Genomic DNA, 14884 nt, shown 5'->3' with positions numbered 1-14884 from the left:
TAGTGGTTGCTGTCAATTTAGGCAGCAGGCAGTTCTTCAGGCGCTTCCACCGGTTTTGGCAGAGAAGACATAAAGGCCATCACCAGCGCCGCCAGATACGGCAACGATTGCACCAGCAGCATCACCACCCAGAAACGCATGTCGTTGCTCGGCAGGCCCTGGACGAAAAAGATCCCGACCGCGGCGCCCCAGAGCAGCAGCATGATGAACACTTCTTCCCGTGCTTCCGAGATGGCGACCCAGAAGCCGTGGTTATCAGCATTCTTGGGTGTACGGAAAAACGGAATGCTGGTGGTGAAAAATCCGTACAGCACCGCTTTGGCGATGGTGTGCGACAGCGCCAGCCCGGCCAATGCCGCCGCAAACGCATCTTTGAGGTTGACCCCCACGGCGCGGCGGTACAGGAAGATGATTTTGCCGACCTTGAACACAAACAGCGCCAGCGGCGGAATCGCGAAAATCAGCAGCGGCGGGTCGACCCGCGTCGGCACGATAATCATCGCCGCCGACCACAGCAGTGCCCCGACGGTGAAGAAGATGTTCATGCCGTCCGCGACCCACGGCAACCAGCCCGCCAGGAAGTGATAACGCTGGCCACGGGTCAACTGAGAACCCTTGCCCCAGAGCAGGCTGGCCGCGTGACGCTTGATAATCTGAATCGCGCCGTAGGCCCAGCGGAATCGCTGTTTCTTGAAGTCGATAAAGGTATCGGGCATCAGCCCTTTGCCGTAGCTGTTGTGGGAATAGGCGGCGGAATAACCCTTTTCGAACACCCGCAAGCCCAGCTCGGCATCTTCGCAAATGCACCAGTCTGCCCAGCCCAGTTCTTCGAGCACCGAGCGGCGGGTCATGGTCATGGTGCCGTGCTGGATGATCGCGTCACGGTCATTACGGGTCACCATGCCGATGTGGAAGAAACCCTTGTACTCGGAATAGCAGAGTTTTTTGAAGGTGCTTTCAGTCTGGTCGCGATAGTCCTGAGGCGACTGCACGATGGCGATTTTCGGGTCCGCGAAGTGCGGCACCATGTGTTTGAGCCAGTTGCGGTCCACACAGTAATCGGAGTCGATGACCGCAATCACTTCGGCATCCGGCGCGGTATGCGGGATCAGGTAGTTCAACGCGCCACCCTTGAAGCCTGCGAGCGGGGCGACGTGGAAGAACTTGAAACGTGGGCCCAGGGTGGCGCAGTAATCGCGCACCGGCTCCCAGACCGCCGGGTCCTTGGTGTTGTTGTCGATGATCAACACTTCGAAGTCCGGGTAATCGAGGTTGGCCAGCGCGTCCAGGGTCTGTTTGACCATGGCGGGCGGCTCGTTGTAGCACGGCACGTGAATCGAGACTTTTGGTCGGTAGGCGTTGTCGCTATCGATCGGTAAAAACTCCCTGCGCCTCTTGCGAATCCACACGGCTTCCGCCAGTTCGTGGGCCTCGGTCAGCAGGACGATAAACACCCCGAGGGCGCCGAGCCCCAGCAAGAAGCCCACGGTGAGGCTGAACCAGGTGCTGTATTGCTGACTGTAGTCGTAACCGATCCATACCAGCACCGACCCGCACAAAAAGGCCGTGAAGGTCAGGAAGGTGCGACCGCGCTGGCGCAATGCCGAACCATCAATCAGCAGCAATGCCAGGGACAGCAAGCCCATGACGACCGAGCCAATGGCCAGGACGCGCCATTGCGGGATCGCCACGACCGGGCCTTCGAAGTTGAATTTCTGTTGGCGAGCGGCGTTGTACACGCCCCAGTACGCGCCCACAGAGCCTTCGTCACTGGCCTTCCAGGGTTGGTCGAAGGCTTCGATCACGAAATAGTTGTAACCGCGACGGTTCAGGGTGTTGACCAGGTTACGCAAGTAAATCGCCTGATCGGCCGGGCTGGCATCCGCACCGCCGCGCATGCGGCCGTTGCTCGGCCAGCCCACTTCCGACAGCAGCAATGGTTTTTTCGGGAACAGTTTTTTCAGGTCCCGGGCACGGTCCAGTACAAATTCGCCAGCCTTGTCTACCGGGATAAATTCCCAGTACGGCAGGATGTGCGCGGCAATCAGGTCTACGTGCTTGGCCAGTTGCGGGTATTTCTCCCAAATGTGCCATTGCTCGGACGTGGTCACGGGCACCTTGACGGCCGCGCGCACGCGATCGAGCAGCACGATCAGCTCTTCTGGCGTGATCTCTTCACGGAACAGGGCTTCGTTGCCTACTACCACGCGTACAACGCTGCGCGAATTGTTGGCCAGCTCGATGGCTTTCTGGATTTCGCGCTCATTGCGCGCTTGGTCAGGGCTGATCCAGATACCGATGGTGACGCGCAAGCCGAACTCTTCCGCCAACTTGGGGATGTCACCCAGCGTGCCGTCGACCGAATAGGTACGGATGTTGTCGGTCAGCTTGCTCATGATCTCCAGGTCGCGACGCATTTCATCGTCGGACGGGTATTGGTCTTTCTGCGGGTACTGGCCTTGCTGAAACGGCGAGTACGAAAAACCGGAGATTTGCTCGGGCCAGTTGGGCGCGGAGACCGGGCGATTGATCAGCGCCCAGAAGCCGGTGAAGAGGGCGGCAATGGCCAGAACCACCACCAGGTTGAGTCCAAATTTACGCGATGACATAACTGTTTTGGGTTCCAAAGGGTGTGGAACGAAGATCGGTCGGCACGTGCCAAACGGCGCGCATCCTACACTGGCTCTTAACGATGCGTACAGCAGGCGGCATATGGTTCGGCGTTTGGCAGCGATAGTCGACTTAAGTTCTTTCTTTATTACTTGTAGCTCTTATCTTGCGACTTAGTCGGCTATTAAAACAGGCTTGGTCGGAAGTCTCGCAGGAAATGTACTCAAGCACAGTGTGAGACCCCTATAATGCGCGCCGGTTTTTGGGGTGGTGGTTATGAGTACAGAAGATCCGCGGTTTGCCGGTGTCGCCCGGTTGTATGGTCTGGAAGGCATGGACCGTCTGCGTCGCGCCCATGTGGCAATCGTTGGTGTGGGCGGTGTCGGGTCGTGGGCTGCCGAAGCCATTGCCCGTTGTGGCGTGGGTGAAATTTCGCTGTTCGACCTCGATGACGTGTGCGTCAGCAACACCAACCGCCAACTGCATGCCTTGAGCTCGACCGTTGGTCGGGACAAGGTCGAGGTGATGGCCGAGCGCCTGCGTGAGATCAACCCGGCCTGCACAGTGCATGCTGTGGCGGACTTCGTGACCCGTGAAACCATGGCCGAGTACATCACCCCGGACATCGATTGCGTGATCGACTGCATTGACAGCGTGAATGCAAAAGCGGCGCTGATTGCCTGGTGCAAGCGCCGCAAAATCCAGATCATCACCACCGGCGGTGCGGGCGGGCAAATCGACCCTACGTTGATCCAAGTGTGCGACCTGAACCGCACCTTCAACGACCCGCTGGCCTCGAAAGTGCGCTCCACGTTACGTCGCGATTATGGGTTCTCGCGCACAGTGACCCGTCACTACAGCGTGCCTTGCGTGTTTTCCACTGAACAACTGCGCTATCCCAAGCCTGATGGCAGCATTTGCCTGCAGAAAAGTTTCGTCGGGGACGGCGTGAAGCTGGACTGTGCGGGCGGCTTTGGCGCGGTGATGATGGTGACGGCGACCTTCGGCATGGTCGCGGCCACCAAGGCGGTGGACAAAATCGTGGCGGGCGTGCGTCGGCCCTCAGAAAAGCTCAAGCAACCGCCACGTGCTCAGCCAGACCCGACCCCGTCGAGCGAGGCGGGTGAGTGCGTCAATTCAGATAAGCCGGCCGCCTGACCATTAACCGAGCGCCAGTTCACGCATCCGCTGCAACACGGCGTTCAGGCCATTGCTGCGGGAGGCAGACAGTTGGCGGCTGAGCCCCAACTGTTCGAACCACGCCGGTAAATCCACCTGCTGGAGTTCTTCGGTCGTTAAACCGTTTACCCGCGCCAGCAGTAAAGCAACCAGCCCGCGAATCAAGCGAGCATCGCTGCTGGCAGCAAACTGCCAGCGACCGTCTTTGAGCTCTGCGACCAGCCACACCAGGCTTTCACAGCCGTGCACCCGATTCGCATCGGTCCTGGCGTGCTCATCCAGTGCCGGCATGCGCTGGCCCCATTGCATCAGCAAGCGGGCGCGCTGCTCCCAGCCTGAGCACTGCTCAAAACTGTCGAGCGCTGCTTGCGCCTCTGTGGGTAAGTTCATCGCAGTAACTCCAACGCCTGGTCGAGCGCGACGAAGAATCTCTCAAGGTCTTCAGAGTCGTTGTACAGCGCCAAGGACACGCGAATGGCGCCTGCCAAGCCCATGCCTTTTAGAAGGGGCATCGCGCAATGATGGCCAGCGCGAACGGCGATGCCTTGTTCTGTGAGCAAATGCGCCAGATCGGCGTTGTGCACGCCATCGACGACAAAGCTCACCAGGGCCAGTTGCGGCTTGCCCAGCAGGCGAACGCCCTCGCGCTGCTTCAAGCCTTCGACCAGCAGGGCGTGCAAGGCCGCTTCGTGAGCTTCAACCGCCCGCTGATCCAGGCTCGCCAGATAGCTCAAGGTCGCGCCCAGGCCGATCACGCTGGCAATCGGCGGGGTGCCCGCTTCAAAACCCAGGGGCGCCGGGCGGAAGGTTGCGTGGTGGTAGTCGGCGTCTTGCACCATCTCGCCCCCCAATTGCCAGTGCCGCAGGCGGGCCAAGGCTTCATGGCGCCCGAACAGCACGCCCAGCCCGTCCGGACCATAGAGCTTATGACTGGAGAACACGTAGAAGTCGCACCCCAGCGCCTGCACGTCGTGGCGACCATGCACCACGCCCTGTGCGCCATCGACCACGGTCAGCGCATTTTGTGCCTTGGCCAGGGACAGCAAGGCGGGCAAAGGTTGCCAAACGCCGAGGACGTTCGACAACTGACTCACGGCCAGCAGACGGGTGCGCGGGGTGATGAGTTTGGCGGCGGCGTGCAGGTCAATGAGGCCGTCGTCGTCAAGCGGCAGAATCACCAGTTTCAGGTGTTGCCGCTGGGCCAGCTGTTGCCAGGGCAGCAGATTGGCGTGGTGTTCAAGGGCGCTGATGACGATTTCATCGCCCGCCGTAAAGTGGTGCTCCAGCCCATAGGCCAGCAGGTTGAGTGCCGAGGTGGCGCCGTGGGTGAAAACCACGGTGCCGCAGTCGCCAGCGTTGAGCCAGTGAGCGACTTTTGTGCGGCTGTGTTCGAACGCCTGAGTGGCGTGGGCGCCCGGTAAATGTTGGGCCCGGTGTACATTGGCGGCGCCACTGGCGTAGTAATGCGTCAGTGCGTCAAGCAGGGCCTGGGGTTTTTGTGTGGTAGCAGCGTTGTCCAGATAGGTCTGGTCCTGACGTTGCAAAGCGGCGATGGCCGGAAAGTCCGCACGCCAGGGAGAAGGCAAAAGCATGGTGTTCAGGGCTCAGTTGACGAGGCCGGAAACCGGCCCCGTCAGTGGCAGACAGACGCTTAGTTGTGAGCGTGCAGGGCTTCGTTCAGCTCGATGGCCGACTTGTGGGTTTTGCATTCCACGGCGCCGGTTTCGGAGTTGCGACGGAACAGCAGGTCAGGTTGACCGGCCAGCTCGCGAGCCTTGACCACTTTGACCAGCTGGTTGTTTTCGTCCAGCAGGGCCACTTTGGTGCCAGCGGTCACGTACAGGCCCGACTCCACGGTGTTACGGTCGCCCAGCGGGATGCCGATACCGGCGTTGGCGCCGATCAGGCAGCCTTCGCCCACCTTGATCACGATGTTGCCGCCGCCCGACAGGGTGCCCATGGTCGAGCAGCCGCCGCCCAGGTCAGAGCCCTTGCCGACAAACACGCCCGCCGAGACACGGCCTTCGATCATGCCCGGGCCTTCAGTGCCTGCGTTGAAGTTGACGAAACCTTCGTGCATCACGGTAGTGCCTTCGCCGATGTAAGCACCCAGACGCAGGCGGGCTGCGTCGGCGATGCGCACGCCAGCCGGGACCACGTAGTCGGTCATTTTCGGGAATTTGTCGACCGAGAACACTTCCAGCAGTTCGCCACGCAGGCGGGCTTCGAGTTGACGCTCGGCCAGTTCGCTCAGGTCGATGGCGCCCTGGCTGGTCCAGGCCACGTTTGGCAGCAGCGGGAACACGCCCGCCAGGCTCAGGCCGTGGGGCTTGACCAGACGGTGCGACAACAGGTGCAGCTTGAGGTACGCCTCGGGGGTGGACGTCAGGGCGGCGTCTTCTGCCAGCAATGTGGCAACCAGCGGCTTGTGGCTTTCAGCCAGACGGGTCAGCAGGGCAGCCTGGGCCGCGTCCACAGGTTTGGCGGCTTCGGCCATCTGTGCGGCTTGAGCCGTGGTGAAGGTGATTGCCTGATTGCCGCCGGTGTAACCCAGAATCGGGGCGATGGCTGCGATCAGCTCGGCCGACGGGTTGAGCAGGGGCTGTGCGTAAAACACTTCCAGCCATGCGCCTTGACGGTTTTGGGTGCCGACGCCGAAGGCTGCGCTGAACAGGGTAGTAGACATGCAATTACCTCTTACAAAAATAAATGGGCGGAACCATGGCCTTTAAGCCTTTTGAAGAAGGGCCGCCGCATAAAGATCTGGCTTGAAGCCAATCAGGGTTTTGTCACCGAGATCGAGCACCGGGCGCTTGATCATCGAGGGTTGGGCGAGCATCAGTTCAACGGCTTTGGCTTGGTCGAGATCGGCTTTGTGTTCGTCGTCGAGTTTGCGAAAGGTTGTTCCGGCCCGGTTGAGCACCACTTGCCAGCCGTGTTCGTTGCACCACTGGTTCAGGTGATCGCGGTCGATGCCGCTGCTTTTGTAGTCGTGAAAATCGTAAGGCACCCCATGTTCATCCAGCCAGGTGCGAGCTTTTTTCATGGTGTCGCAGGCTTTAATGCCAAAAAGGTGCAACGTCTTGCTCGAGTCGGTCACGGAAATTGCCCCTCCTTTGGAGATGCTGAAAATGAGCGGTCGCGGATTATGCCACGACCGGCGCGCCGGATGCGCCAGCCGTAGAGGTTGCCACAGTGTTGTGACATGTCATCACGCCATTGCGACTTTTGTTCAGCGGTCAGAGTTAGTGGTTAAAGGCTACTATGGCTCTTGATGGAAAAGTGTTGCTACTTATGTTTAGTTTAAAGCCGTTCTGATTAAAGCGGCGTGTCCGGGAACCTTGCTGATATGCAAACCGCCTATACCGTCCTCATCCTGCTGATGCTGGTGGGGGTCTCGCGTCTGTTGGGGCGTTTGATTCCGTTGCCGCTGCCCTTGGTGCAAATCGCCGCGGGCGCTTTGCTGGCCTGGCCTACTCTGGGGCTGCACGTGGCGCTGGACCCCGAGCTGTTCCTGTTTCTGTTCTTGCCGCCGTTGCTGTTTTCGGATGGCTGGCGCATCCCCAAGCGCGAATTCTGGCGCCTTAAGGGGCCGATCCTGACGCTGGCCGTGGGGTTGGTGTTATTTACGGTGGTGGGCGCGGGGTACTTCATTCACTGGTTGCTGCCGACCATTCCTTTACCCGTTGCCTTCGCGCTGGCTGCCGTCCTGTCGCCGACCGACGCCGTGGCGGTCTCAGCCATTGCGCAAAACCGTTTACCGGCGCCCTTGATGCATATGTTGCAAGGGGAAGCGTTGATGAATGACGCGACGGGCCTGGTGACGTTCAAATTCGCGTTGGCGGCAGCGATCACGGGCGTTTTTTCGTTGGCCAATGCCAGCGTCACCTTCCTGTTGGTGGCCTGTGGCGGCCTGGCCATTGGTGTGGCGTTGAGCTGGGTGGTCGGGCGCATGCGCTCGTGGATGATCGCTCGCGGTTGGGACGACCCGGCAACGCACGTTGTGTTCATGTTGCTGCTGCCCTTCGCCGCCTACGTACTGGCCGAGCGTCTGGGCGCGTCCGGGATTTTGTCGGCCGTGGCGGCGGGGATGATGCAGAGCTGGCTGGACCTGTTGCCGCGTCAAACCAGTACCCGTTTGCTGAACCGCAGCGTCTGGGGCTTATTGGAATTTGCGTTTAACGGGCTGATCTTCTTGCTGTTGGGGCTGCAACTGCCTGACATCATCAAGGCGGTTGTCAGGCTGGAAACCCACCTCTGGCCCACGTTGATGTATCGCATCCTGGATGTGGTGGTGATCTTCCTGGTCTTGATCGCACTGCGCTTTATCTGGGTGCAGAGCATCTGGCGCTTGTCCGGCTTATTGCGGCGCTGGCGCGGCAAGCAAGAACTGACGATGGTGCCGACGGCCCGTTCCTGCTGGATTCTGACCGTAGGCGGTGTGCGCGGGGCAGTGACGCTGGCGGGCGTGATGTCGATTCCCTTGTTGCTCAATGAAGGGCTTGATTTCCCCGAGCGTGAGCTGCTGATCTTTATTGCGGCCGGGGTGATCTTGCTGTCGTTGATCGTGGCTTGTATTGCCTTGCCGTTATTGTTGCGCGGCATCGCCCAAAGCTCGGATGACGCGATGCGCACTGAAGTGCGTGAAGCCTGGCGCCGTACGGCGGAGGCCGCCATCCATGCGCTGGAAACCGAGGAGGTGATTGACCCAGACCATCCGCCGGACGCTGCCCAGGCGGCGTTGGCCGCAGAGCTGAAGGCGCGGATCATGTCTGAATACCGGCATCAACTTGACGTGTTCAATGATTCTGCAGAAGCGCAGGCATTGGCATCGAAGATGGATGAACTGGAAGGCCGCCTGCGCCTTAAAGCACTCAGGGCACAGCGCCTGGAGCTCTACAGCCTGCGTCGACATCACGATATTGGCGATGACGTGCTCAGCGAAATCCTGCGCGATCTGGACTTGAGTGAAGCCAATCTGGGGACAGTGAAGTAACGCGGTGCGTGCCGGTGTGCAGGAGCGAGCGTGCTCGCTCCTGCAGCTTCAGGGGTTATGTGCGGCGTTCAATAAACGCGCGAATCCGCCCTGCGGCTTCCACGCATTCAGCCAGTGGGGCGACCAGCGCCATGCGCACGCGGCCCGCGCCCGGGTTGAAACCATCGACTTCACGTGACAGGTACGAGCCCGGCACCACAGTCACGTGTTCTTCGGCAAACAGGTCGCGGCAGAACGCGGCGTCGTCACCTTTCACATTCGGCCACAGATAAAAGCCGCCATCCGGGCGTTGTACGTCCATGACCGGGCTCAGAATCTCCAGCACAGCGTCAAACTTCTCGCGGTACAGGTCGCGGTTGGTGCGCACGTGGGCTTCATCGTTCCAGGCGGCAATGCTGGCCAATTGGGTTTGAACAGGCATGGCGCAGCCGTGGTAGGTGCGGTAGAGCAAGAACGCCTTGAGGATGTCGGCATCACCGGCAACGAAGCCGGACCGCAGCCCTGGCAGGTTCGAGCGCTTGGACAGGCTGTGGAACACCACGCACCGTTTGAAATCTTCGCGGCCCAAGGCTACGCAGGCGCTGAGCAGGCCGACGGGCGGGGTGGTTTCGTCGAAATAGAGTTCGCTGTAGCACTCATCGGCGGCAATCACGAAGTCGTGTTCGTCGGCCAGCGCAATCAGCTTTTTCAGGGTTTCAAGCGGGATCAGGGCGCCGGTCGGATTGCCCGGCGAGCACAGGAACAGGATCTGGCAGCGCTGCCACGTGTCGGCCGGGACAGCGTCGAAATCGGGGTTGAAGCCGTGTTCAGCCAAGCATGGCAGGTAGTGCGGCGTGGCCCCGGCGAGCAAGGCCGCGCCTTCGTAGATTTGATAGAACGGGTTCGGGCTGATGACCAGCGCGTCGTCGCCACGGTTGACCACGGTTTGAGTGAAGGCAAACAGCGCTTCACGGGTGCCGTTGACCGGCAGGATGTTACGCGCCGGGTCGAGCCAGCCCGCAGGCACGTTGAAACGGCGCTCAGCCCAGTGGGCAATGGACTCGCGCAGGGCCGGGATGCCCAGCGTGGTCGGGTAGACCGCCATCTGGTCGAGGTTGTCGGCCAGGGCTTTGGCCACGAAATCGGGGGAGCGGTGCTTGGGCTCGCCAATCGACAGCGCAATCGGGCGTTTGTCGGCATTGGGCTGCACGCTGCCCAGCAAGGCGCGCAATTTTTCGAACGGGTAAGGCTGCAACTGGTTCAGAGCGTTGTTCATCGGGTGCGGATCTCACTCGGCGGCGCTTAAATGCTCAGGCGCCACGGTTCTGGGGCGGAATCTTTATTGACCGTTAATTGCTCCACGATTGCTTCCTGCAGGCGTATGCACAGTTGGGGGTCAGACAAGGGTTGGTTGTTTTCATCGGTAATGAAAAAAACGTCTTCGACGCGCTCGCCTAACGTCGCGATCTTGGCGTTTTGCAGCGACAGATCGAATTCCAGGAAGATCATGCCGATGCGGGCCAGCAGGCCGGGGCGGTCGGGTGCGCTGAGTTCGAGCACCGTTACGGGGCGTTGTGCATCGTTATGGATCGTGACCTGTGGCGCAAAGGCGAAGTGCTTGAGCTGGCGCGGCACGCGGCGCTGGATGATGGTCGGGTAGTCATCCGGGTTGCGCAGGGCTTCGGTCAGGCCCTTGCGGATCTTTTCGATGCGCTCCGGGTTGTTGCCAATCGAGTCGCCATCGTTATCGAGCACGATGTAGGTGTCGAGGGTGAACTGGCTGCTGGACGTGATGATGCGCGCGTCGTGGATGTTCAGGTTGAGCTGGTCCATTGCCGCCACTGTCACGGCGAAGAAGTCGTGTTGGTCGGGGGCGTAGATGAAAATCTGCGTGCCGCCTTCGAAGTCGCGCTGGGTGGTTTCCTTGATCAGCACCAGCGGGCCGCCGTCGGCCGGCTGTTGCAGGATGGCCTCGGTGTGCCACGCCACATCGGAGGAGGTGTGGCGCAGAAAGTAGTCATCCCCCAGCTGCGACCAGAGCTGCTCGACATCGTCTTGATCGTTGCCGTTGCGCACCAGCGTGTCGAGGGCCGCGCTTTGGGTCTGGCGGATTTGCTCTTCGCGGTCGACAGGGTTTTCCAGCCCGCGACGCAGGGCGCGCTTGGTCTCGGTATAGAGCTGGCGCAACAGGCTGGCCCGCCACGAATTCCATAGGGTCGGATTGGTCGCGTTGATGTCGGCCACGGTCAGTACATACAGGTAGTCAAGGTGGGTTTCATCGATGACTGTCTGGGCGAAATCGTGGATGACTTGCGGGTCGGACAGGTCTTTGCGTTGGGCGGTGGTCGACATCACCAAGTGGTTTTGGACCAGCCACACGATCAGGCGCGTGTCCCACTGGGGCAGTTGATGACGGATGCAAAACGCTTCGGCATCCACGGCGCCAATCTCGGAATGGTCGCCATGGCGGCCTTTGCCGATGTCGTGGTAAAGGCCTGCCAGGTAAATGAGTTCCGGTTTCGGCAGCTTGGCCATCAATTTGCTGGCCAGCGGAAATTTGTCCGACACCTGGGTGTACTGCAATTTGCGCAGGTGCTTGATCAGGTTCAGCGTGTGGGCGTCGACGGTGTAGATGTGGAACAGATCGTGCTGCATCTGGCCGACGATAAAGCCGAATTCAGGCAAATAGCGCCCGAGAATGCCGTAGCGGTTCATTCGCCGCAGGTTGCGGTGAATGCCGATTTTGCATTTGAACAACTCGATAAACAGGCTGGTGTTGCGGATGTCGTTGCGGAAATCGTCGTCGATCAGGTAGCGATGTTCACGCAGCAGGCGAATCGTATCGGCGCGCACGCCCTTGATTTCCGGGCGCTGGGCCATCAGCAGGAAGATTTCCAGCATGGCGAACGGTGTGCGTTTGAACACGTTGTCGCTGGTGGCTTCGATGTAGCCGTCGTGCAACTGGAAGCGCGAGTTGATCGGGGCGGGTGGCGCTTCGTCTTCGGGGGCGAGGATCACCTCTTCGAAGTGCTGGATGATCAGGTCGCTGAGCTGCGCGATGCTCATGACCACCCGGTAATACTGTTGCATGAAGTTTTCGATCAGGTGCTTGGTGTCATCACCGGTGAAGCCCAGCAGTTCAGCGATGCTGCGCTGATGGTCGAACAGCAGGCGATCTTCGGCGCGCCCGGCCAGCATGTGCAGGGCGTAGCGAACCTTCCACAAAAACTCCTGGGAGGAGGCGAGCAGGGCGTGCTCGCTCTCCACCAGAAACCCCTGTCCGGCCAGTGCGCGCAGGCTCAGGGTGCCGTATTGGCGTCGCGCTACCCACAAGATGGTCTGGATATCGCGCAGGCCGCCGGGCGAGCCTTTGACGTTGGGCTCCAGGTTGTATTCGGTGTCGTTGTATTTGTGATGCCGGGCTTTCTGTTCGGCATGCTTGGCCAGGAAGAAATCCTTGCTGGGCCACATGTGTGCCGTGCTGGTGACATCCAGCATGCGCTGGCGCAGATGTTCAGGGCCCGCCACGGTGCGGCTTTCCATCAGGTTGGTGATGATGGTCAGGTCGGCCCGGGCCTGCTCGGCACACTCGTCCACCGAGCGCACGCTTTGACCGACTTCCAGACCAATGTCCCAAAGTAATGTCAGAAAGCGCTCAATGGAGTCGCGAAAAATTTCGTGATCGGCGTTATCCAGCAGGATAAGCAGGTCAATGTCGGAGTAGGGGTGCAGCTCGCCACGGCCGTAGCCGCCCACGGCCACGAGGGCGATGTCGGCGTCGGTGCTCCAGCTGAACTGGTCCCAGGCCTGATTCAGGATGCAGTCGACGAACCAGGCGCGATCTTCGATCAGGCGACGAATGTCGCGCCCTTTGCGAAAACGGTCGTCGAGCACTTCACGTGCCTGGCGGATCGCCTTTTTGAATGCGGCAATGGGGCTGGCTTTTAAGGCCAGCTCGGCCTGGAACTGGCCACGGTCAAAAAGTTCGGGATCCACCTGCGGCATCGATTGGCTTTCCTATGGCTGGGTTGTGGCTATCTATAAAGAAGCGACTGCAAACATCAGGCCGAAACGCGGGGGATGGTGTCATCGCTGCGCAGGGTGAAAATCTCGTAGCCCGTCTCGGTGACCAACAGGGTGTGTTCCCACTGTGCCGACAGCTTGCGGTCCTTGGTGATTGCGGTCCAGCCATCACCCAGTACTTTGGTGTCTGCCTTGCCCTGGTTGATCATCGGCTCGATGGTGAAGGTCATGCCAGCTTTAAGTTCCATGCCGGTGCCGGCGCGGCCGTAATGCAGGATCTGCGGCTCTTCGTGGAATACCTTGCCGATGCCGTGGCCGCAGAACTCACGCACGACGGAAAACCCGTTCTTTTCGGCGTGCTTCTGGATGACTTCGCCGATATCACCCAGGCGGCAGCCCGGTTTGACGATTTCGATGGCTTTGTACATGCATTCCTGGGTCACTTGCGACAGGCGCTCGGCCCAGACCGGCACTTTGCCGACGTGGAACATGCGGCTGGTGTCGCCGTGGTAGCCATCCTTGATCACCGTGACGTCGATGTTCAGGGTGTCACCGTCTTTCAGGGCCTTGTCGCCCGGAATGCCGTGGCAGACAACGTGGTTGACCGAGGTGCAGATCGACTTCGGGAAACCTTTGTAATTGAGCGGGGCCGGGATGGCCTTTTGCACATTGACAATGTAGTCGTGGCAAATGCGGTCGAGCTCTTCGGTGGTGACGCCGGGCTTGACGTGCTCGGCGATCATTTCCAGGACTTCGGCGGCCAGTTTGCCGGCGACGCGCATCTTTGCGATGTCCTCGGGGGTTTTGAGGGTGACGGTCATACAGGCTCTCTTTGCGCGTTAGCGCTCATCAACGGAATTGCAGGTGCGAAGTGACGGCTGGCGTCGCGCACCGCGAAAAAACGCGATTCTAACAGACGGTCGGCGTTAATCATGAGCCTTGCGCCATCGCTTCTCTTGATAGAAAGGGGCATTCTGGCGCTATTGCGCGGCTTGCGCAAAAGCGCGTGGAAGAAAGTCAGAATCCGTGTTTCGTTTTTTGGCCGTCTTGTGTTATAAAATGCGCCGCTTTCCGGGTATAGCCCGGTGAGCACAAACCCACACACGTGTCGACACGATGACCTGGGTGCCTTCAGCTCGAAGCTGCTGGTTGGTCATTGGGATACGTGGAGGCCTAACCCGACTTACTAAGGAACTATCATGTCCCAAGTCACTATGCGCGATATGCTGAAGGCCGGTGTGCACTTCGGTCACCAAACCCGTTACTGGAACCCGAAGATGGGTAAATACATCTTTGGCGCGCGTAACAAGATTCACATCATCAACCTTGAAAAAACCCTGCCAATGTTCAACGAAGCTCTGACTTTCGTAGAGCGTCTGGCCCAGGGCAAAAACAAGATTCTGTTCGTCGGCACCAAGCGTTCCGCTGGCAAGATCGTTGCTGAAGAAGCAGCACGTTGCGGTTCGCCGTACGTGGATCACCGCTGGTTGGGCGGCATGCTCACCAACTTCAAAACCATCCGTGCTTCCATCAAGCGTCTGCGTGACCTTGAAGTGCAGGCAGAAGACGGTACTTTCGCCAAGCTGACCAAGAAAGAGGCGCTGATGCGCACTCGCGATCTGGAAAAGCTGGATCGTAGCCTGGGTGGTATCAAGGACATGGGCGGTCTGCCAGACGCTCTGTTCGTTATCGACGTTGACCACGAGCGTATCGCGATCACCGAAGCTAACAAGTTGGGCATCCCGGTAATCGGCGTTGTCGATACCAACAGCAGCCCGGAAGGCGTTGACTACATCATCCCGGGCAACGATGACGCAATCCGCGCTATCCAGCTGTACATGGGTGCGATGGCTGACGCTGTTATCCGTGGCCGTAACCACGTTGCTGGCGGCACCGACGTTTTCGTCGAAGACGCTCCAGCTGCAGCGGTTGAAGGCTGAGTAATAAACGCCTAGCGTTTACTCAGTACGCAAAAAGGGGGCTTGGCCCCCTTTTTGCCACCTCGAAATCCATTTGTTGGACAGGCCTCTGTCGTTGCTGTATCAAATTGCGGCACACAGGGTTGCATCGAGGCAGGCTTCATACGAATTGAACGCC

10 protein-coding genes and 1 pseudogene are annotated in these 14884 nt (G+C 59.7%); 3 read left to right on the top strand and 8 right to left on the bottom strand.

Annotated elements, in window-relative coordinates; genetic code table 11:
- Nucleotides 1-17: 17 nt before the first annotated feature.
- The gene (locus tag HBN61_RS07720) at nucleotides 18-2609 is read right to left on the bottom strand and encodes a glycosyltransferase (RefSeq protein WP_170046464.1); all 2592 of its coding nucleotides are present in this window, start codon (nucleotides 2607-2609) and stop codon (nucleotides 18-20) included.
- Between the two features lie 277 nt (nucleotides 2610-2886).
- On the opposite strand from HBN61_RS07720, the pseudogene tcdA reads away from it, so the two are divergent.
- A pseudogene (gene tcdA, locus HBN61_RS07715) lies at nucleotides 2887-3681 on the top strand (tRNA cyclic N6-threonylcarbamoyladenosine(37) synthase TcdA); the annotation flags it as partial.
- A 90-nt stretch (nucleotides 3682-3771) separates the two neighbouring features.
- Here the strand turns inward: tcdA and HBN61_RS07710 are convergent.
- The 4 genes from HBN61_RS07710 to HBN61_RS07695 are packed head-to-tail and all read right to left on the bottom strand — an operon-like array spanning nucleotide 3772 to nucleotide 6889.
- Nucleotides 3772-4179 (bottom strand): SufE family protein, encoded by a 408-nt coding sequence (locus HBN61_RS07710; protein ID WP_083333301.1) that lies wholly within the window; start codon nucleotides 4177-4179, stop codon nucleotides 3772-3774.
- The gene (locus HBN61_RS07705) at nucleotides 4176-5381 is read right to left on the bottom strand and encodes an aminotransferase class V-fold PLP-dependent enzyme (RefSeq protein WP_047277226.1); all 1206 of its coding nucleotides are present in this window, start codon (nucleotides 5379-5381) and stop codon (nucleotides 4176-4178) included. The genes HBN61_RS07710 and HBN61_RS07705 overlap by 4 nt, the downstream gene beginning before the upstream one ends.
- A 59-nt stretch (nucleotides 5382-5440) precedes the next feature.
- A complete protein-coding gene (gene dapD, locus HBN61_RS07700) occupies nucleotides 5441-6475 on the bottom strand; it encodes a 2,3,4,5-tetrahydropyridine-2,6-dicarboxylate N-succinyltransferase (protein WP_047277225.1) in 1035 nt (344 codons plus the stop codon).
- 42 nt (nucleotides 6476-6517) lie between these two features.
- Nucleotides 6518-6889, bottom strand: a complete 372-nt coding sequence (locus HBN61_RS07695; protein ID WP_047278272.1) for an ArsC family reductase — start codon at nucleotides 6887-6889, stop codon at nucleotides 6518-6520.
- Between the two features lie 249 nt (nucleotides 6890-7138).
- Between HBN61_RS07695 and HBN61_RS07690 the strand changes: the two genes are divergently transcribed.
- Nucleotides 7139-8785 carry a Na+/H+ antiporter gene (locus HBN61_RS07690; protein ID WP_169836364.1) on the top strand — a complete coding sequence of 549 codons (1647 nt, stop codon included), beginning with the start codon at nucleotides 7139-7141 and terminating at the stop codon, nucleotides 8783-8785.
- Nucleotides 8786-8840: 55 nt separating this feature from the next.
- Here the strand turns inward: HBN61_RS07690 and dapC are convergent, their stop codons facing one another.
- The 3 genes from dapC to map are packed head-to-tail and all read right to left on the bottom strand — an operon-like array spanning nucleotide 8841 to nucleotide 13608.
- A complete protein-coding gene (gene dapC / locus HBN61_RS07685; protein WP_048376659.1) occupies nucleotides 8841-10040 on the bottom strand; it encodes a succinyldiaminopimelate transaminase in 1200 nt (399 codons plus the stop codon).
- A 26-nt stretch (nucleotides 10041-10066) separates the two neighbouring features.
- A complete protein-coding gene (locus tag HBN61_RS07680) occupies nucleotides 10067-12769 on the bottom strand; it encodes a [protein-PII] uridylyltransferase (RefSeq protein ID WP_047277218.1) in 2703 nt (900 codons plus the stop codon).
- A gap of 56 nt (nucleotides 12770-12825) precedes the next feature.
- Nucleotides 12826-13608 carry a type I methionyl aminopeptidase gene (gene map, locus HBN61_RS07675; RefSeq protein ID WP_047277216.1) on the bottom strand — a complete coding sequence of 261 codons (783 nt, stop codon included), beginning with the start codon at nucleotides 13606-13608 and terminating at the stop codon, nucleotides 12826-12828.
- A 378-nt stretch (nucleotides 13609-13986) separates the two neighbouring features.
- Between map and rpsB the strand changes: the two genes are divergently transcribed.
- Complete coding sequence (gene rpsB / locus HBN61_RS07670; RefSeq protein WP_047277214.1) at nucleotides 13987-14727, top strand: 30S ribosomal protein S2; 741 nt, start codon at nucleotides 13987-13989, stop codon at nucleotides 14725-14727.
- The last annotated feature ends 157 nt before the right edge of the window (nucleotides 14728-14884 follow it).

This window comes from Pseudomonas sp. WS 5071, from assembly GCF_012985765.1.
GTDB classification, from domain to species: domain Bacteria; phylum Pseudomonadota; class Gammaproteobacteria; order Pseudomonadales; family Pseudomonadaceae; genus Aquipseudomonas; species Aquipseudomonas lundensis_A.
The sequence above is the reverse complement of the archived record's forward strand: the minus strand, read 5'-3'. Positions and strand labels throughout refer to the sequence as shown.

What these genes read in the sequence shown, in the direction of transcription:
- HBN61_RS07720 (WP_170046464.1), bottom strand. Translation starts at nt 2,609, where the DNA reads ATGTCATCGCGTAAATTTGGACTCAACCTGGTGGTGGTTCTGGCCATT.
- dapD (WP_047277225.1), bottom strand. Translation starts at nt 6,475, where the DNA reads ATGTCTACTACCCTGTTCAGCGCAGCCTTCGGCGTCGGCACCCAAAAC.
- HBN61_RS07710 (WP_083333301.1), bottom strand. Translation starts at nt 4,179, where the DNA reads ATGAACTTACCCACAGAGGCGCAAGCAGCGCTCGACAGTTTTGAGCAG.
- map (WP_047277216.1), bottom strand. Translation starts at nt 13,608, where the DNA reads ATGACCGTCACCCTCAAAACCCCCGAGGACATCGCAAAGATGCGCGTC.
- HBN61_RS07705 (WP_047277226.1), bottom strand. Translation starts at nt 5,381, where the DNA reads ATGCTTTTGCCTTCTCCCTGGCGTGCGGACTTTCCGGCCATCGCCGCT.
- HBN61_RS07690 (WP_169836364.1), top strand. Translation starts at nt 7,139, where the DNA reads ATGCAAACCGCCTATACCGTCCTCATCCTGCTGATGCTGGTGGGGGTC.
- HBN61_RS07680 (WP_047277218.1), bottom strand. Translation starts at nt 12,769, where the DNA reads ATGCCGCAGGTGGATCCCGAACTTTTTGACCGTGGCCAGTTCCAGGCC.
- dapC (WP_048376659.1), bottom strand. Translation starts at nt 10,040, where the DNA reads ATGAACAACGCTCTGAACCAGTTGCAGCCTTACCCGTTCGAAAAATTG.
- rpsB (WP_047277214.1), top strand. Translation starts at nt 13,987, where the DNA reads ATGTCCCAAGTCACTATGCGCGATATGCTGAAGGCCGGTGTGCACTTC.